Below are 16,122 nucleotides of genomic sequence, written 5' to 3'. Positions count from 1 at the left end.
GGACATGGGGGAATCCCGTAGTCCCAAATGGGGGCTTTGCTGTTGAACGTGCGTCCCACCGATTTGGACCGGTGTCGCAGAGCGGGAACGTTCCCGCTTTGGTACATCAACGATTCAGGAGGTTTCTCGCGCGGCAATCGCTGGGGGTTTCGCCGAAGCGCGCCTTGAACAGCCGGCTCAGATGCGCCGCGTCGCTGAAGCCCAGGCGCTCGGCGACATCGCCGATCCGCTCCAGGCTTTCGGGATTGAGCAGGGTCTGGCGCGCGGCCTCCAGCCGCATGTCGCGGATATAGGCCTGCACACCACCCGTCGGCTCGAACAGGCGGTGCAGCGTGCTGCGCGAGACGCCCAGCTTGCGGCACAGATTGGCGACGGTGAGCACCGACGAGCCGAGATGCGCATCGATTTCCTTGCGCGCGCGAAGCATCAGCGTGGCCGGGTCCTCGCGGAAACCGGCGGCCTCGGTGCGATTGGCGCCCTTCAGCGTCAGCACCAGCATGTCGAGCATCGACTTGCCCAGTTGCGGCGCATCTTCCGCGCTGAACCGGGGCAGGGCATCGCGCACCTGCAGTGCGTGCGAGGTGAACATCCCGATCTCCGCGGGCGTGAGCACCGTGCCGTGCAGGCTGGTGACGTCGAGCCCTGCCTCGATCGCCAGATGGCGTGGCACGCTCAGCGAGATGCTGCGCCCGCCGGCGGAATCATGAGTGGAGGTCTGCTGGCGATCGACGAGGACTGCCGAGCCGGGCATCTGCACCCAGTCCTGCGCGTGCTTGCCAACCACGCCCGCCGCCTTGCCGTCCAGGTTGATGGTCAGCGCCAGCGTCTCATTGCCAATGTCGATCAGCCGCTTGTCGCGACGCCAGCGCTGGGCGGAGATGTCGGTGAACACCAGCGCGATCTCACCGAGCTGGGCGATGCTGCTGGAAATGCGGAACTGCTCGAGCGGCTCGGTATGATAGAGCGGCGTCATGCCCGGCCAATGGTTCAGCCACACCTCGTGGCGATCCTTGGCTTCGATATCTGCGGTCGTGTACCGGTGCACGCGAACAGGTTGCGATGCCAAACTACACTCCCGGTTTCTATGTTTCCGGGGTTTCTATTCGATTCCCGGCATTTAGGTCCCCCGCATTATAGATAGAAACATTCACGCGCACGCAGATTCTGCGCGCGCATGTCCTGAACCGGCGCAACATTGCGGAAAATTAATCTTCCGTCGGCGGATCGCTGCTGGGCGGGGCGCGGGGCACCGCCTGCTCCGATCAGCGGAGGCCGAGCGCGTCGCGGATGATGTAGTGGAGGTCGGTCTGGTCGAGCAGGCCGCTGACGTTCACTGCGCGCGGGCCATAGGCGGCGATGCGCAGCTGGGTGCCGGTATGGCCCTGCGATCCTTCCTCCGCGGTGCCGTAGTTCACGGTCATCACGCCACCCTCGCGCGTGTTCAGCGCTGCGGTGAGGCCCGGTGCCTTGGTGCCGTTGCCGACGATCTGGCTGGTATGCGCGTGGTCGGCGGTGACGATCACCAGCGTGTGGCCATCCTTCCGGGCGAATTCCAGCGCGACCTGCACCGCCTCGTCCAGATCCACCGTCTCGCCGATCTGGCCGCAGGGATTGGCGGCATGGTCTTCCTTGTCGATCGAGGCGCCCTCGACCTGGAGGAAGAACCCCTTGCGATTGCTCTTGAGCAGCGAGATCGCCTTGCGGGTCATGCCCGCGAGCGTCGGGATGCTGGCATCGCGCGCGGCATTGGGCTGGCAGGTGATTGCCGGCTTGTCGATGTTGCCGTGGAAGCTGGCCTTGGGGCCGGTCCAGCGTACCGGCATGTTGCCCTCGGCGAACAGCCCGATCAGCGGCTGCCTGTCGTCGGCGCGGGTAACGGCATCGAGTTCGGATGCGTTGCGGACAATGCGATAGCCGCGGGCCTGGGCCTGTTGCTCGAGCGTCTGACCCTTCCACTTGCCGGCCGTCGCAGCCTCAGCGAAGCTCTTCGCACCGCCGCCCAGCACCAGATCGGCGCGGGTGTCGAGCAGCTGCTCGGTGATCGAGCCGAGGCCGCCATTCTCCAGCGCGTTCTGCGGGCAGGTCTTCAGCGTCACCGCCGGCGCGTAGCAGCTGCGGAAGGCGACATGGGCGATCTGCGCGCCCGGGGTCGCGTCCTGGATCTCGGCGGTCGAGACGTCTCCAGTGGCGAGGCCGGCTGCCCTGGCATATTCGAGCAAAGTGCGCTGCGCCTTGCCGTTCACGTCGACGCCGATCGCGCCGTTATAGCTCTTCACGCCCGATGCCCAGGCGGTGGCCGAAGCGGCGCTGTCGGTGACATAGTTCGGCTTGCCGGTCTCGCGATCGAGCGAATAATGGGTGTACTGGCCGGTGAAGGGCAGGGCGTCGATGCCCTTGAAATAGCCGCCGGCTCCCTCGGCATAGTTGCGTGCCAGGGTAATCTCGGAATCGCCCATGCCGTCGCCGATCAGCAGGATGACGTTGCGGACGTCGCCCTGCTTGCTCAGCTTCTCGTAGAGCGCGCGCATGTCGCCCGGCAGGCGGCGTGCACCGCCCGGCTCGCGCACGTCGCCGCGTGCCGCGCGCGACAGGTCGGGCGCGGCTTCCTGCGCAAAGGCGGGCTGGCTGGCGAGCGCCAGAAGCGCGGCGAGGGCGATACGCGAGATCATGGCAATACTCCGGAAAATCAGCGGGTCTTGGGTTCGGTGATCGGGGCGCCGCATCCCTGCGGACGGCGCACCGGATTGCACAGCGCGATCGCGCCGCCGGGCATCGTCACCCGGTAGCCGCCCGCGAAGCGGGGGTCGGGCCAGAGATAGTCGGTCGAGATGTATTGCGCGCCGCTGGTGAAGGCGGCGTCGCGCGGACGGGTGTCGTTCGCGCGGGCCTCGCGGGTATTGGCATCGGCGCGGGTGCGGACGAGGAAATTGGCCTTCACCGCCTCGGCGATCCGTGCGGCATCGCCCACCGGCTCGTTGATCGTCATGTACGCCGCGGCGGGGGACGCCTCGTCGGTGTTCACGAAGAACACACGTCCCTCCAGCGACTTGCGCGCGCCCCGATAGAGCGCGACCTTGGCGGGCGTCTCGTCGAGCGCAAACAGGAACTTGCCGCGCGATGCTGCCAGCGTCGGCCAGTTGTTGGCCAGCACCGCGTCGCGCAGCGTCGGATATTTGCCCTGCACATCGTCGGGCACGATCAGCTTGTTCGGCGACAGCACCGAGCGCACCTCGGCGTCGAGCGCGTCATAGGCGGCTTCGCTATAGGGCTCGCCCTTGATGAAGCGGCCATTGTCGTTGGTGTTGAACATCAGCAGGATCGGCACATGGCCCGGATGCGCGTCGGACCAGGTGCGGATGATCGTCAGGCACTGGACCAGCGTCAGGCAGCTCGACCGGTTGTCGAACCCCGCCATGTGCTGGACCTTGAAGCCCGGGCGCTGCATCGCCGGGTCGGTCGAACCATCGGCATAGAGCCCGCCCTTGGGATCGTACCAGATGTCGAGCTCGAGCTGGCGTGCGCCGGCATCGAGTTGCTCGACCAACGGGCGGTGGGAATAGTCGAGCGAGTCCGCGCTGTTCGCATCGAACGCGCGCAGCTGTTGCATGCGCTCCGCTGGCATCGCCTGCTTGTAGCTGTTGTGCGTGCCCAGCATCACCAGGTCGTTGATGCGGACCGGCGCAGGCGCGGCGGCAAGGGCAAGCGGGGCGAACAGCCAGAACATCGCATTACTCCAGCAACAGGGTGGGCCGGCGCACCCGAAGGCATGCCGGCCCGGTCATAGGCGTTAAAACTGGGCGCGGATGCCCAGCGTGATGCGGCTTCCCGAGAATTCGTAGGTGGTCGGGAAGGACGGATCCATCGTGTAGCCCGTGGTCTTCGCGTTCCCCACGTTGATGCCCTGCAGCTCCATGCGGAAATTGCGGGTCAGCTGGTAGCTGGCGGCGAAGTCGAACTGGCCATAGGCGTTGCGATAGACCGGATACATGTTCCGCTCGATCCGCTCCACATAGGCGCCCTTGCGGTTGTACGAGACGCGCAGCGAGATCGGGCCCTTATCGTAGAACACCGTCGCATTGTACGTCGTGTCGGACAGACCAACCGGCGAGGTCGGCACGCCAAGGTCCGACTGGCCGGTCAGCGAGCTGTCGAGGAAGGTGGCGTTGGCGTTGACGCCGAAGCCATCCGCCCAGTTGGCGAACATGCCGAACGGGATCACCGCGTTGAGCTCGACGCCGCTGACATCGTACGAGCCTTCGGCATTGACCGGCTGATAGACGTCGAAATCATAGACGCCGTTCACCGTGCCATTGGCGTTGTACACCGTGACATTGGGCACTTCGCCGGTCAGTCGGCTCTGCACCACGCCCTTGATCTTCTTCCAGAAATAGGACGCGGCCAGGATGCCGCCGTCATTGCCGAGATACTTCTCGACGCCGACTTCCCACTGATCGGCAAGCGTGGGCTTCAGGCCCGGATTGCCGTCGGTGTAACGGAAGCTGCTGAAGCTCGCGGTGCGCTTGTACGCCAGGTCGGTGAGCGCCGGGCGGATCAACGTCTTCGAGGCGGCCGCGCGCAGGTACAGGCTGCTGGTCAGCTCGGCATGCGCGTTGAACGAGGGCAGGAACTTCTCGTAGCGGCCGGTGCTCGAAATCGGCGTGCCGGTGAGCCCGGTGGTGCCGTTCGGGTTCTGGATCTGGTGGAACCCTTCCGAGGTGATCGTGGTGCGCAGGTAGCGGCCGCCCAGGTTCACGAAGATCGGGATCGAGACGTCGAACTCCAGGTCGAGCATCGCATAGCCCGCGACCGTGTCTTCCTTGACCTTGTAGTAGTTGGCGTTCTGGAACGGCGTCACGAAGCCGGCCGGGCGGAAGAAGCTGCGGGCATAGTCGTTCGAGACCTGCGACCAGCTGAGATTGCGCGCCTGATAGTCCTTGCCGCCGACGATATCGGTCACGTTCGTCAGCGGGCTGTCGCCGAGCTTGCGGACGTTGACATAGGCCGTGCTGCCGCGGGTCGGGCCCTGGATCTTCTCCTCGCCATACTGACGCTCATTGGTCTTGCTGGTGTAGCGGCCGCCCCAGTTGAGGCGCTTGAAGACCGACGAGCCGAAGTCCCAGCTCAGGTCGATCTGGCCGGCGTACTTGTCGTCGTTGATCTGCTCGCGGGTCGTCTCATAGGCCTCGAACAGGTACTTGCTCGGCGCGTTGTACATGTCGATCGTGTTGGGGTTGGCGCTCGGGATCGTCTCGCCGCCGGTCTCGGTGTAGCGGGTGCGCGACGGCGCATAGGCGACGTGCTTGAGGTTGGCGTAGTCCAGCACCCGCTTGGCGCCCGAATAGCCGCCCAGCGCGTTGACCGTCAGGTTGCCGACCTTCCAGTTCATCTCGCCGCTGAACTGGCGATAGTCGGTGTCGGTGAGGTACTGCTTGCTCAGGAATTCGTGCTGGGTGTTGGTGTACGACACGTCGCGCAGCACGACGATGCCGGAGTCGGACAGCGTCTTCGCGTCGAAGGCGTGGATCGTCTCGAGCGTCGAGTTGCTCGATGCCGAATAGCCTGCGGCGTCGTACTCGTCCTCGGTCGTGTCGTACGAGCCGATGAACGCGTCGAAGGCCAGGCTGAAATTGTCGCCCGGCTTGTACTGGAGCGAGCCCGAGATGCCGAGCCGGTCCTGGTCGTTCTGGTAGACGCGGTCGCCGACCTTATCGAGGAAGACGATCTTGTTCTTCATCGCGTCGGTGAAGGTGATGCCGGCATCGCGCTGCAGCACCGCGATCGCCTGGTTGCGATAGGTGGTGCCGGCGCGATCGGTCCAGCGCGCGATCGGGCGGAAGTTGATGCCCGAATTGGAATCGGTGCGGTTGGTGCGCTGCTGCTTGGCGACCGAGATCAGCGCGCCGAAATCCCCGAAGGTCTTGCTGGCGAGGAACGAGAAGCTCGGGTCGATCTTCTCGGAGATCGAGTTGTAGGCGCCCTCGGCGCTGCCGACCAGGCGCAGGCCCGGATTGTCGAACGGGCGCGCCGTGCGGATCAGCACCGAGCCGGCGATGCCGCCTTCCTCGTCCGCCGCGGTGGGCGACTTCTGGACGGTGACCGACTGGATCAGCTCCGAGGCGAAGATGTCGAACTCGACGTCGCGACCGCCCGAGCCCGAAGCGGTGGCGAGCTTGTTGATCGAGACGAAGGTGAACTCGCTCGGCAGGCCGCGCACGTTGACGCGGGTGCCCAGGCCCTTTTCGCGCTCGATGGTCACGCCGGGCATGCGCTGCAGCGCTTCGGAGAGGTTCTGCTCCGGGAAGTCGGCGATGTCGGTGGCGACGATCGAATCCGAGAAGCCAACGGTGTTGCGCTTCAGGTCGATCGCGTCCTCGAGGCTGCGGCGATAGCCGGAGACGACGATCGCGCCGTCTTCCTCGGCGACCGGTTCCGAAGCCGGCGCGGTCTGCGCGGCGGCCGGGACGATGCTGAGTGCCGCGAGCGCGGCGCCGAACAGAAGCTGCGTCGAATAAGAATGATGACTGGACTTGCCGTGCATATCTATCCCCCTCTGGATATGTGTTCCGCCGCGCCTTTCGCGGACGAGCGCCAGCGTTTCCCGGCCTGCGAGAGACCGGGATGGCGGTGTTGTTCGAACTTCTTCAGTTGGCGTTTCAGGAACCCGTCGGTTCCGTCACGCCTTCCTCTCCGCTCCTCCAAGCCTGACGACGGCCCTGACGCGTCTCGACTTGAAACTCTTCTTGTGCGGGGTCGGGTGGGGAAGAGATATTACGCCCCTGTGACGAAGGGCGAATATATCCGCGGCGCTTGGCGCGCTTCACCGGATTGCAGAGGATTTCGGCGCAGATAACGCTGCCGGGGCCTTCTCCTCGCGGCGTTTCTTCCTACCTCTCGGCAAAAGGAGGGAGAGGATGAAGCCGCAGCCTCGCATGTTCGCACCCGAGGTGATCGACTGCATCGCCGAGGGCAGGCTACCCAGCCTGGAGGAGCTGCACCGTGTCGCCGGCCATATCTGGTCGGATATCAGGGGCGCGCGGTCTGCTTTTGCCTGGGGGGATCTGACCGATGACAGTTCCGACCGACTGCTTACGCTCCGCGTCGCGGAGGCGGCGCTGGCGGGTAGCGCCCGCTAACCCAGGTGATGCAAAATCACGCGTGACCTGAGCCACTCACGACCGAGGCCGCGCTCTGGAAGCGCTTCATCGCAGTCGATGCGCGCGATCGGATACAGTGCCTCAAATATTCGTGCTGGTCGGAATCAGGCTCGGCTGGAGGAAGGGATAGGGGAACATGCGGTTGGCGTTGCGCGTCACGATCTGTTCCTCGACCTGCGCCAGCGCCGCCTGGAAGCGCGGCAGCGGTCCTTCGGCCCCGATCACCGCCGGATCCTGAAACCACTGCGGATAGGGGAACGAGCGGCAACGATAGTCGCCCAGCGGCCGATAATAGAGCGAGCCGAGCAGATACAGCGTATCGAGCTGTTCGAGCGCCAGCGAAACCGGGGGCATCATCGCCAGCCAGCCGGCCTTGTCATTCCCCGCCTGTGCGTTGGGAGAAGCAGCCCAGCCGGCGCCCGTCACCGCGGGCGCGAATTCCATGATCGCGCGCTGCGGGAAGTTGACTGCCGCATGCTGCGCGCTCGCGGTGAAGATCACCATGGTGCAGACATCGGCGAGCGCATGGCGCGTGGTGACCGCCGGGAAGCCGAAAATCTGCCCCTCGCCTGCGATCGATAGCGCCCATGCGGCGAGCTCCGTATCACCGGTCACCGCAGCGTCATTGGCATAATAGAGCGCGATATAGCCGTCCGCCCATTCGCGGATCGCCTGCCAGACGAGCAGCGCGTCGTCGCGATAGGCGTAGTCGGGCAGCATCGTCTTGTCCGCGACCTTGCGCGCCGCGAGGTTGACCGGGAGCATCGACTGCGAAAAGTCGAATGCCAGGCGATCGTCCGCCGCGGCGAGCTGGCTGGAGGTGATCGTGCCGCCGAAGATGTGGTCGATCGGCCCGTTGGCGGCGATGAGCGAGGTGGCGGCGGCATTGTTGATGAACAACGTGCCTTCGAAATGCGGGAGCAGCAGCGCCCAGATCGGATGCATCTGCGCAAGGTGGCGCTGCGTCGCGACTGCGATGGCCTCGATCACGAGGTGCGTGCGGGCAAGATGTGCGAACAGTTCGTGGTAATTGCCATCGGCGACCTGCACGACTTGCTTGGCCATTTCCCAGCCCCATTGCATGTCCGCATGCAGCGTGGGCAGGAACATCGGATTCGCCAGCGGATCCTGCCCGCATTGGATCGCCACCGGCACCAGCGCGCTCCCGCCGGGCGGCACCGCGAATAGCGCCATCGGCCGATAGATGAATTTCGCCTTGCCTTCCCAGACTCCGGACTGGAGCACCTCGAGCTCGCGATAGTCACAGATGTAGAGTCGCCCCTGGGCGAGCGCGACGTCGAGCGTGTCGCCGTTGACGACCGAGGCATATTGCGCGGCGCTCAGCGGGAAGTTCGCCGGCAAGGCGGAAATACCCGCGATCATCCCGGCATTGGGTCCTGCCGTGCGCAACCGCGCGAAGGTCGTGTCGTCGATGAATTGCCAGGCGATGCCGGGCAGGGCGATCGTGGCGAACAGGTCCCGATAGCTTTCGAGCGAGCGCGGCGCGCGCGATCCGATTGCCAGCCGTTCGGCATCGCTCAATTCGATCATCGCGCGCAGGCTGGCGACATGATCCCTGAGCATGGCGAACAGCGCCTCTTCCTCGACCGCCTCGACCAGCAGATGGATTTCTCCGGCGATCGAGCCGCCGCCCTTGGCCAGCTTGGCCTTGATCGTGGCGACCGAACTCTCGATCTTCGCGCATTCCGCCAGCATCGCCGCGATCTCGATCTCGGGGATCACGATCTCGTCACGGCCGATCGCCGCCAGTTTCACCGCGATCTCGTTGCGCGCGATCTCCAGGCCGATGCCGATCAGCAATATCCACCATTCGAGCGTGGGGGTTTCGCTCGACGGCAATGCCGCGACCAGGGGAACGCCCGGCAGGGTCGGCACGTCCGTGGTCCATTGATAAGTCCCGCGTGTCGCCTGGAGCTGCGCGGCGCGTGCGGCCTGCTGTGCCGGGGTGTCGTTCTGCGGAAGGCTGGGGTCAACGGGGGCACGCTGCATCGATTGGCTCCTGTCGAGCATTGTCGTCGCAGGGCTTGCTAGTCCGGTATGGTTAACAAGACTTTTGATACGAGAACTTCACACCGATATGGCAGTAATTCTCCCTCAAATTAACCAAAGAGTGAGATCGCGCCGATACGCCCTTGGCACATGATGAAGTTGGTCCAGCAGCTCCGTATTCGCCTGTTTCCGCCATTGCCGGAAGCGATCCGTGACGAATTCGTGCTGATGACTGCCGCGCAGCTTCAGGTGCAATCCAGAATGTTGTTCCTGGCGTTGTTCCTGACGGTGCCCACCGCCGCTTATGCCTATTCGGCCGGCGCCCCGTGGTTCGTTCGCTTCGGGTTGCCGGCGATCATGGGCGCTGCCTGCTTCGCCGGGTTCCTCTCGCTGAGCCGTGATCTCAGAATTTCGACGAGCGTGCGCCGCGCACGCAAGCTGATCCAGCAATCGACCTGGTCGTCGAGCACGCTGGCGGTGGTATGCAGTTCATGGTGCGTGGTCAGCTGGCTCGGCGCGCCCGCCGATACCAAGATCTATTATCCGCTGATCCTGTCGATGGGCGCGCTTTCGACCGCCTATTGCCTTTCCAGCGTCCGCAGCGCCGCCCTGCTCAATCTCGCGATCGACATGCTGCCGATTTCCGCATTGTTGCTCGCATCGGGCAACCGGCTGGATCTCGCCGCCGGCGTCAGCATGGCCGTCGCGACCTTCTTCCTGCTGCGCATGATCGTACTGCGCCACCGCGACCTCGTCAGCCTGCTCGAGCTCAAGCGCCAGATGCGCGTGCAGGCCAGCACGGATCCCCTGACCGGCCTGCTCAACCGGCGCGCCTTCGACCTGCAGGTCGAAGCGGAACACGCAACGGCCGAAAAGAGCGAGCAGGCCTTCTCGATCGCCCTGATCGACCTGAATGGCTTCAAGCCGATCAACGACAGCTATGGTCATGCGACCGGCGACCAGTTGCTCTGCGAAGTGGCCCGGCGCCTGCTTGATGCGTGCGGGCAGGAAGGCCTGGTGGCGCGGATGGGTGGTGACGAGTTCGCCGTACTTGTTCCGGCACGATCGACGATCAAGCGCGAGGTGATCGCCGATCGGCTGCTCGGTGCGTTGGCACGGCCCTGCGAGATAGGCGGGCATCGCATCCCGGTCAGCGCCGGTGTGGGCGTGGCGCATTGGCCCAGGGACGCAAGCGCGATTTCGGGCCTGTTCGAAGCAGCCGACCATGCGCTCTACGCCGCCAAGGGAATCCAGATAGTGCCCAACGCGAACCCCACCTACCCGGAGGGGCAGGTGCAAACGATCAGGGTCGCGTAGCAACCGGCAAGGCCCGCCTCCCATTTGGACGCGGCCTGCTCCGGACATCCGCTATTCACCGATATGGCGCGTGGGGTAGAGTTACCCTTGGAGGACTGCGCGCCCGGCCGCCCGGCCGCTGAACAGGCATCCGCCGAGAAAGGTCCCTTCGAGCGCACGGTAGCCGTGCATCCCGCCGCCGCCAAAGCCGGCTGCCTCACCCACGGCGAACAGCCCGGTGATCACTTCGCCGTCGCCGCCCAGTACGCGGGCGTCGAGATCGGTTTCCAGCCCTCCCAGCGTCTTGCGCGTCAGGATGTTGAGCCGCACGCCGATGAGCGGGCCATTGGCCGGATCCAGGATCGGGCGGGGCGGGGCGGTGCGCACCAGCCGCTCGGCAAAGCCGAGCCGGGCATTGCGGATGCCCATCAGCTGGAAATCCTTGGAGAAGCGATTGTCGAGTTGGCGGTCGCGCGCGACGATCGCGTCCTCGATCTCCTGCCGGTCGAGCTGCGCTGCATCGCCGATCCGGTTCATCCCTTCGACCAGCGTCGCGATATCGTCGGCGACGACGAAATCGGCACCGTGGCGCTTGAAGTCTTCCACCGGCCCGGGCGCCTTGCTGCCGCCAATCCGGCCGAGGATGCGCCGCCAGCTGCGGCTGGTGAGGTCTGGATTCTGTTCCGACCCGGACAGCGCGAACTCCTTGCGGATGATCGACTGGTTGAGCACGAACCAGCTGTACGGATTGCCGCCCCGCATCAGATACTCGAGCGTCCCCAGCGTGTCGTAGCCGGGATAGAAGGGCGCAGGCAGGCGCTTGCCGTACGCGTCGAACCACATCGACGAGGGCCCGGGCAGGATGCGGATGCCGTGATCGGCCCAGATCGGCCGCCAGTTGCGCAGTCCTTCGACATAGTGCCACATCCGGTCGGGATGGATCACGCGCGCGCCGGCTTCCTGGGCGATGCCGATCATCCGGCCATCCACGTGCGCGGGCACCCCGCGGACCATGAAGGCGGGGGGCGTGCCCAGTCGCTGGGGCCAGTTGCGCCGCACCAGGTCCAGATTGCCGCCGATCCCGCCCGAGGCGATCACGACGCTTCGCGCAGTGAGGGTGAACTCTCCGTCCGCTTCCCGCGTGCTGGCGACGCCGCGCTCCGCCGCGCTGGGGGCCAGGATGGTGCCGCTCACGCCCGCGATAGCGCCGCCACGCGTCTCCAGCGCATCGACGCGGTGGCGCCACAGGAAGCGCAGCCGTCCCTGGCGCTGCGCATCGAGCGCGGCGAGCGCAAAGGGCTCGACCAGTCCGGGGCCCGCCCCTGTGGCGATGTGGAAGCGGGGAACCGAGTTGCCGTGGCCGCTGGCATTTCCGTCGCCGCGCTCGGCCCAGCCGACTACCGGCATCACCCCCACGCCCTTGCTGCGCAGCCAGGTACGCTTTTCATGCGCGGCAAAGTGGACATAGGCCTCGGCCCAGCGGCGGGGCCATTTGTCGTCCTCCCGGTCGAACCCGGCCGTGCCCATCCAGTCCTGCCAGGCCAGCGCCAGACTATCGTGGATTCCCAGGCGCCGCTGCTCGGGTGAATCGACCAGGAACAGGCCTCCGAGGGACCAGAAGGCCTGGCCGCCGAGATTTTGCTCGGGCTCCTGATCGACGACGATCACCGTCGCGTTGCCCGCGACCGCCTCGAGCGCGGCGACCAGTCCGGAGAGTCCGGCCCCGACGACGATCACATCGGCTTCCGACTTGATGGTCATCGCACCTCCCTTCGCAGGATCTTGCCGACATTGGTCTTGGGCAGCGGCGTGTCACGCAATTCGACGATCGCCGGAATCTTGTAGCCGGTCAGCCGTTCGCGGCAATGGGCGCGGATCGCCTCGGCGGTCAGCGCGGGCGTGCGCGGACAGATCACCGCCTTGATCCGCTCCCCCTTGACCGGATCGGGCACGCCGACCACCGCGACTTCGGCGACGTCGGGATGGCCTGCGATTACCGCCTCGACCTCGGCAGGATAGACGTTGAAGCCCGATACCAGGATCATGTCCTTGATGCGGTCCACGATGCGTACCGCGCCGCCCTCGTCCATCACGCCGACATCACCGGTCGCCAGCCATCCGTCGGGAGAAAGCACTGCGGCCGTCGCCTCGGGCTGCCGCCAATAGCCGCGCATCACCTGCGGCCCGCGCACGCACAGCTCGCCAGGCTCGCCGATCCCGGCCCAGCCGCCGTCACCACGGCGCATCCGTACCTCGGTGGAGGGGACGGGAAGGCCGGCCGTGCCATTGTGCCGCATCCGATCCGGTGCCGTGAAATCGACCGGGCAGATGCACACGATCGGCGCGCACTCGGTTAGGCCATAGCCTTCTACCAGAGGCTTGCCGGTCATCGCCTCCCAGCGTGCCGCCACATCCGGATGGGTCGCCATGCCGCCCGCGATGGACAGTTCCAGCGCCGAGAAGTCGCGGGTGCTGAACGCGGCATCGTCCATCAGGCTGGCGAACAGCGTGTTGACGCCGGCGAGGCCCGAAAAGTGTTCCTTGCGCAAGATCCAGGATACCCTTTTCGTATCGCGTGGATTGGCGATCAGCACGTTGCGACCGCCGATCCCGCTGAACAGCAGCAGGTTCGCGGTCAGCGAGAAGATATGGTAGAGCGGCAACAGCGTGACGTTGGTACGCGGCCGATCGTCGGGCAGCTGCGACATGACCCAGGCACGCCCTTGCAACACGTTGGCAACGACGTTGCGATGCGTCAGCATCGCTCCCTTGGCCACGCCCGACGTGCCGCCGGTATATTGCAGGAAAGCCAGATCCTCCTGCGCGATCGGTACGCGGCGGAACGGCAACCGGCGCGCACGTCTGAGCACGGCGGGCCAGCGCAGCATCCCTCTGCCGGGATAGAGTGACGGCGCCTGTCCGGCGGCGCGCAGCATCAGCGTGACGAACCGCCCTTTCACCGGACCCAGCATGTCGCCCATCGAGGTGACCACGACATGACGCACCGCCGTCTCCTCACGGATCGCGGCAAAGGTGGCGGCAAACATATCCATCACCACCAGCACCGTCGCGCCGCTGTCGCGCAACTGGTGGGCCAGCTCGGGCGCGGTATAGAGCGGATTGACGTTGACCACCACGGCCCCGGCGAACAGCGTGCCGAACAGCGCGACCGGATATTGCAGGCAATTGGGCATCATCAGCGCGACGCGATCGCCCTTTTCCACGCCGTTCGCCTGCAGCCAGGCCGCGAACGCCCGGGCATCGCGCAGCACCGCGCCATAGCTGCGCCCGGTGCCGAGGCTGACAAAGCCTTCGCGCGCCGCGTGACGCGTCGCATCCCGTTCGAAGACATCGGCCATCGAACCCGCCGCATCGAGCTCCGCATCGATCGAGGTTGGAACGCCGGGGCTGTAATGGTGTGTCCAGAAGCGTTCGGCCCAGAGCCGGTCCGCATCCTCCGCCGGACGGGGCACGGCACTCATTTCTCGACCACCGCCACCACGCCCTGGCCTCCGGCTGCGCAGATCGAGATCAGTCCGCGCCCGCCGCCGCGCCTGTCGATGCTCTGGGCCAGTGTGGCGAGGATGCGTCCTCCGGTCGCGGCGAAGGGGTGCCCTGCGGCGAGCGAGCTGCCGTTGACGTTCAGACGGGACCGGTCGATCCCGCCGGGGGGCGCCGCGCGCGCCAGCCGCTCTTGCGCAAAGGTCGGGTCTTCCCAGGCCGCGAGCGTGCACAGCACCTGTGCGGCAAACGCCTCGTGCACTTCGTAGAAGTCGAAGTCCTGGAGCGTGATGCCAAGCTTGTCGAGCATCCGGGGCACGGCATAGGCGGGGGCCATCAACAGCCCTTCCGCGCCGCTCGCGAAATCCACCGCGGCGGTTTCGGCGGCGCGCAGATAGGCCAGGATGGGCAGGCCCTGGGCGTGCGCCCAGTCCTCGCTGGCGAGCAGCACGGCGGCCGCGCCATCGGTGAGCGGCGTCGAATTGCCGGCGGTCAGCGTGCCGCCTGTGCGATCGAACACGGGAGCGAGACGGGCCAGCTTCTCGGCGCTGCTGTCGGGGCGCAGATTGTTGTCGCGGGAAAGGCCGCGCCACGGCGTGATCAGATCGGCGAAGTCGCCCCGATCATAGGCGGCGGCCATGGCGCGGTGGCTGGCGGCGGCCAGCGCGTCCTGGTCGGCGCGGGTGATGTTCCATTGCTTCGCCATCTGCTCGCAATGCTCGCCCATCGACAGGCCGGTGCGCGGCTCGGCGTTGCGGGGCAGGTCGGGGCGGAAGGGAAGGTCGGGGCGAATGCCCGCCAGCGCCTTCAGTCGGCTGCCCAGCGTTCGGGCGCGATTGGCGCGCAGCAGGGCCTGGCGGAAGCGCTCGTTGATCGCGATCGGAGGATCGGAGGTGGTATCGGCGCCGCCCGCGATGCCGACCTCGATCTGCCCCAACGCGATCTTGTTGGCCACCAGGATCGCCGATTCCAGTCCGGTGCCGCATGCCTGTTGCACGTCATAGGCGGGGGTTTCGGGCGACAGGCTGGTCGACAATACCGCTTCGCGCGTGAGATTGATGTCGCGCGAATGCTTGAGCACCGCCCCCGCGGCCACTTCGCCCAGCCGCATTCCCGCCAGCCCGAATCGATCGACCATCGACTGGAGCACCGCGGTCAGCATCGCCTGGTTCGAGGCATCGGCGTAGGCGGTGTTGGAGCGCGCGAACGGAATTCGCCTGCCTCCCAGGATCGCCACGCGGCGCGGTTTGGGAATGCTAAGCACGGTCGGTCTCCCAGGGCTGGTGGCCGCGCCCGAGGCGGCCGATCAGGTGAAGGCGCGTGCCGCTCGCGTCGCGCACCGCGAAGTCCGTGGCGTCGGCCCGCACGTCGGCGCAGAAGGTGGCCCGCCCGGGCAGCAGGATGGGTGCGCGGAACGCCACGTCGATGGCCACCGCTTCGCTCTGCGCCCGCGGCAGCACCAGCGCGAGCGCACGGGCCTTGGTCCACATGCCGTGCGCGATCGGCTGCCGGAAACCGAACAGCCGGGCACCCAGCCACGACATGTGAATGGGGTTGCGATCACCCGACAGCCGGGCGTAGCGACGCGCCACGGCCCGGGGGATCGCTTCGGTCGCGATCGCTTCCGTCGCCGCGACGTCGCCGGAGAGGACAGCCAGCGGCCTGCCCGAGCCCGAGCGTGCGCCGATGCGAAGATAGCTGCTTTCGCTCTCCCAGACCGTCGCGCCGTTACGTTGCGCGGCGGCGAGGATGGTGAAGACCTGGCCGCGCGGGTGGGTGTGGAAGGCGCCGCAGCGGGCTGCGACGTCCAGCCGGTCACCGGGCGCGATCGCTGCGTGCTGCACGATGCGGTTGGCGACATGTACCAGCCCCACCATCGGATAGGGAAAGTCGCGGCGCATCATCAGCGCGAGGTGCAGCGGAAAGGCGAGGAGATGCGGATAGCTGGGTGGAACTCCCTGTTCGGGGACGAAGCCGCAAAGCGTGCGATAGTCGTCCACGGCCTGTCCATCGACGGCCACGCCGATGCGCAGCAGCCGAACGCGCGGCAGTACCGGCGTCGCGGGCGCGCGCTTGAGCAAGGTGGTCAGGCCGGCGCGCAGGACCTCGACCGGAGAGGGAGGCGCATCGAAGACGATGGTATCCGCCGTTGCCATTGGGA

Annotated in this window: 11 protein-coding genes; 2 read left to right on the top strand and 9 right to left on the bottom strand. The window is 66.3% G+C overall.

Going from position 1 to position 16,122, the window contains the following annotated elements:
* Positions 1-106: 106 nt before the first annotated feature.
* The 4 genes from GGR46_RS25835 to GGR46_RS08240 form a co-directional block, all read right to left on the bottom strand.
* Positions 107-1,045 carry a helix-turn-helix domain-containing protein gene (locus tag GGR46_RS25835; RefSeq protein ID WP_183996288.1) on the bottom strand — a complete coding sequence of 313 codons (939 nt, stop codon included), beginning with the start codon at positions 1,043-1,045 and terminating at the stop codon, positions 107-109.
* Positions 1,046-1,262: 217 nt separating this feature from the next.
* Positions 1,263-2,669, bottom strand: a complete 1,407-nt coding sequence (gene phoA, locus GGR46_RS08250; RefSeq protein ID WP_183996285.1) for an alkaline phosphatase — start codon at positions 2,667-2,669, stop codon at positions 1,263-1,265.
* A 17-nt stretch (positions 2,670-2,686) separates the two neighbouring features.
* Positions 2,687-3,724 carry a phosphatidylinositol-specific phospholipase C1-like protein gene (locus GGR46_RS08245; RefSeq protein ID WP_183996282.1) on the bottom strand — a complete coding sequence of 346 codons (1,038 nt, stop codon included), beginning with the start codon at positions 3,722-3,724 and terminating at the stop codon, positions 2,687-2,689.
* A 63-nt stretch (positions 3,725-3,787) separates the two neighbouring features.
* Positions 3,788-6,538 (bottom strand): TonB-dependent receptor, encoded by a 2,751-nt coding sequence (locus tag GGR46_RS08240; RefSeq protein WP_183996279.1) that lies wholly within the window; start codon positions 6,536-6,538, stop codon positions 3,788-3,790.
* 373 nt (positions 6,539-6,911) lie between these two features.
* On the opposite strand from GGR46_RS08240, the gene GGR46_RS08235 reads away from it, so the two are divergent.
* A complete protein-coding gene (locus GGR46_RS08235) occupies positions 6,912-7,133 on the top strand; it encodes a hypothetical protein (RefSeq protein ID WP_246425930.1) in 222 nt (73 codons plus the stop codon).
* Positions 7,134-7,235: 102 nt separating this feature from the next.
* On the opposite strand, the gene GGR46_RS08230 is transcribed toward GGR46_RS08235, so the two are convergent.
* The gene (locus GGR46_RS08230) at positions 7,236-9,164 is read right to left on the bottom strand and encodes a lipoxygenase family protein (RefSeq protein WP_246425929.1); all 1,929 of its coding nucleotides are present in this window, start codon (positions 9,162-9,164) and stop codon (positions 7,236-7,238) included.
* 150 nt (positions 9,165-9,314) lie between these two features.
* On the opposite strand from GGR46_RS08230, the gene GGR46_RS08225 reads away from it, so the two are divergent.
* On the top strand, positions 9,315-10,481 hold the full coding sequence (locus GGR46_RS08225) for a GGDEF domain-containing protein (protein WP_246425928.1): 1,167 nt from the start codon (positions 9,315-9,317) through the stop codon (positions 10,479-10,481).
* Positions 10,482-10,562: 81 nt separating this feature from the next.
* On the opposite strand, the gene GGR46_RS08220 is transcribed toward GGR46_RS08225, so the two are convergent.
* The 4 genes from GGR46_RS08220 to GGR46_RS08205 are packed head-to-tail and all read right to left on the bottom strand — an operon-like array spanning position 10,563 to position 16,117.
* Positions 10,563-12,221, bottom strand: coding sequence for an FAD-binding dehydrogenase (locus GGR46_RS08220; RefSeq protein WP_221262587.1), 1,659 nt, complete (start codon positions 12,219-12,221; stop codon positions 10,563-10,565).
* Positions 12,218-13,942, bottom strand: coding sequence for an AMP-binding protein (locus GGR46_RS08215; protein WP_183996274.1), 1,725 nt, complete (start codon positions 13,940-13,942; stop codon positions 12,218-12,220). The genes GGR46_RS08220 and GGR46_RS08215 overlap by 4 nt, the downstream gene beginning before the upstream one ends.
* Positions 13,939-15,225: an acetyl-CoA C-acetyltransferase gene (locus GGR46_RS08210; RefSeq protein WP_183996272.1), complete on the bottom strand. Its 1,287-nt coding sequence runs from the start codon at positions 15,223-15,225 to the stop codon at positions 13,939-13,941. Before GGR46_RS08210 ends, GGR46_RS08215 begins: the two co-directional genes overlap by 4 nt.
* Positions 15,218-16,117, bottom strand: coding sequence for a MaoC family dehydratase (locus tag GGR46_RS08205; RefSeq protein WP_221262586.1), 900 nt, complete (start codon positions 16,115-16,117; stop codon positions 15,218-15,220). The genes GGR46_RS08210 and GGR46_RS08205 overlap by 8 nt, the downstream gene beginning before the upstream one ends.
* Positions 16,118-16,122 lie beyond the last annotated feature (5 nt).

The sequence above is a fragment of the Sphingomonas kyeonggiensis genome (assembly GCF_014196745.1).
Lineage (GTDB): Bacteria > Pseudomonadota > Alphaproteobacteria > Sphingomonadales > Sphingomonadaceae > Sphingomonas > Sphingomonas kyeonggiensis.
The sequence above is the reverse complement of the archived record's forward strand: the minus strand, read 5'-3'. Positions and strand labels throughout refer to the sequence as shown.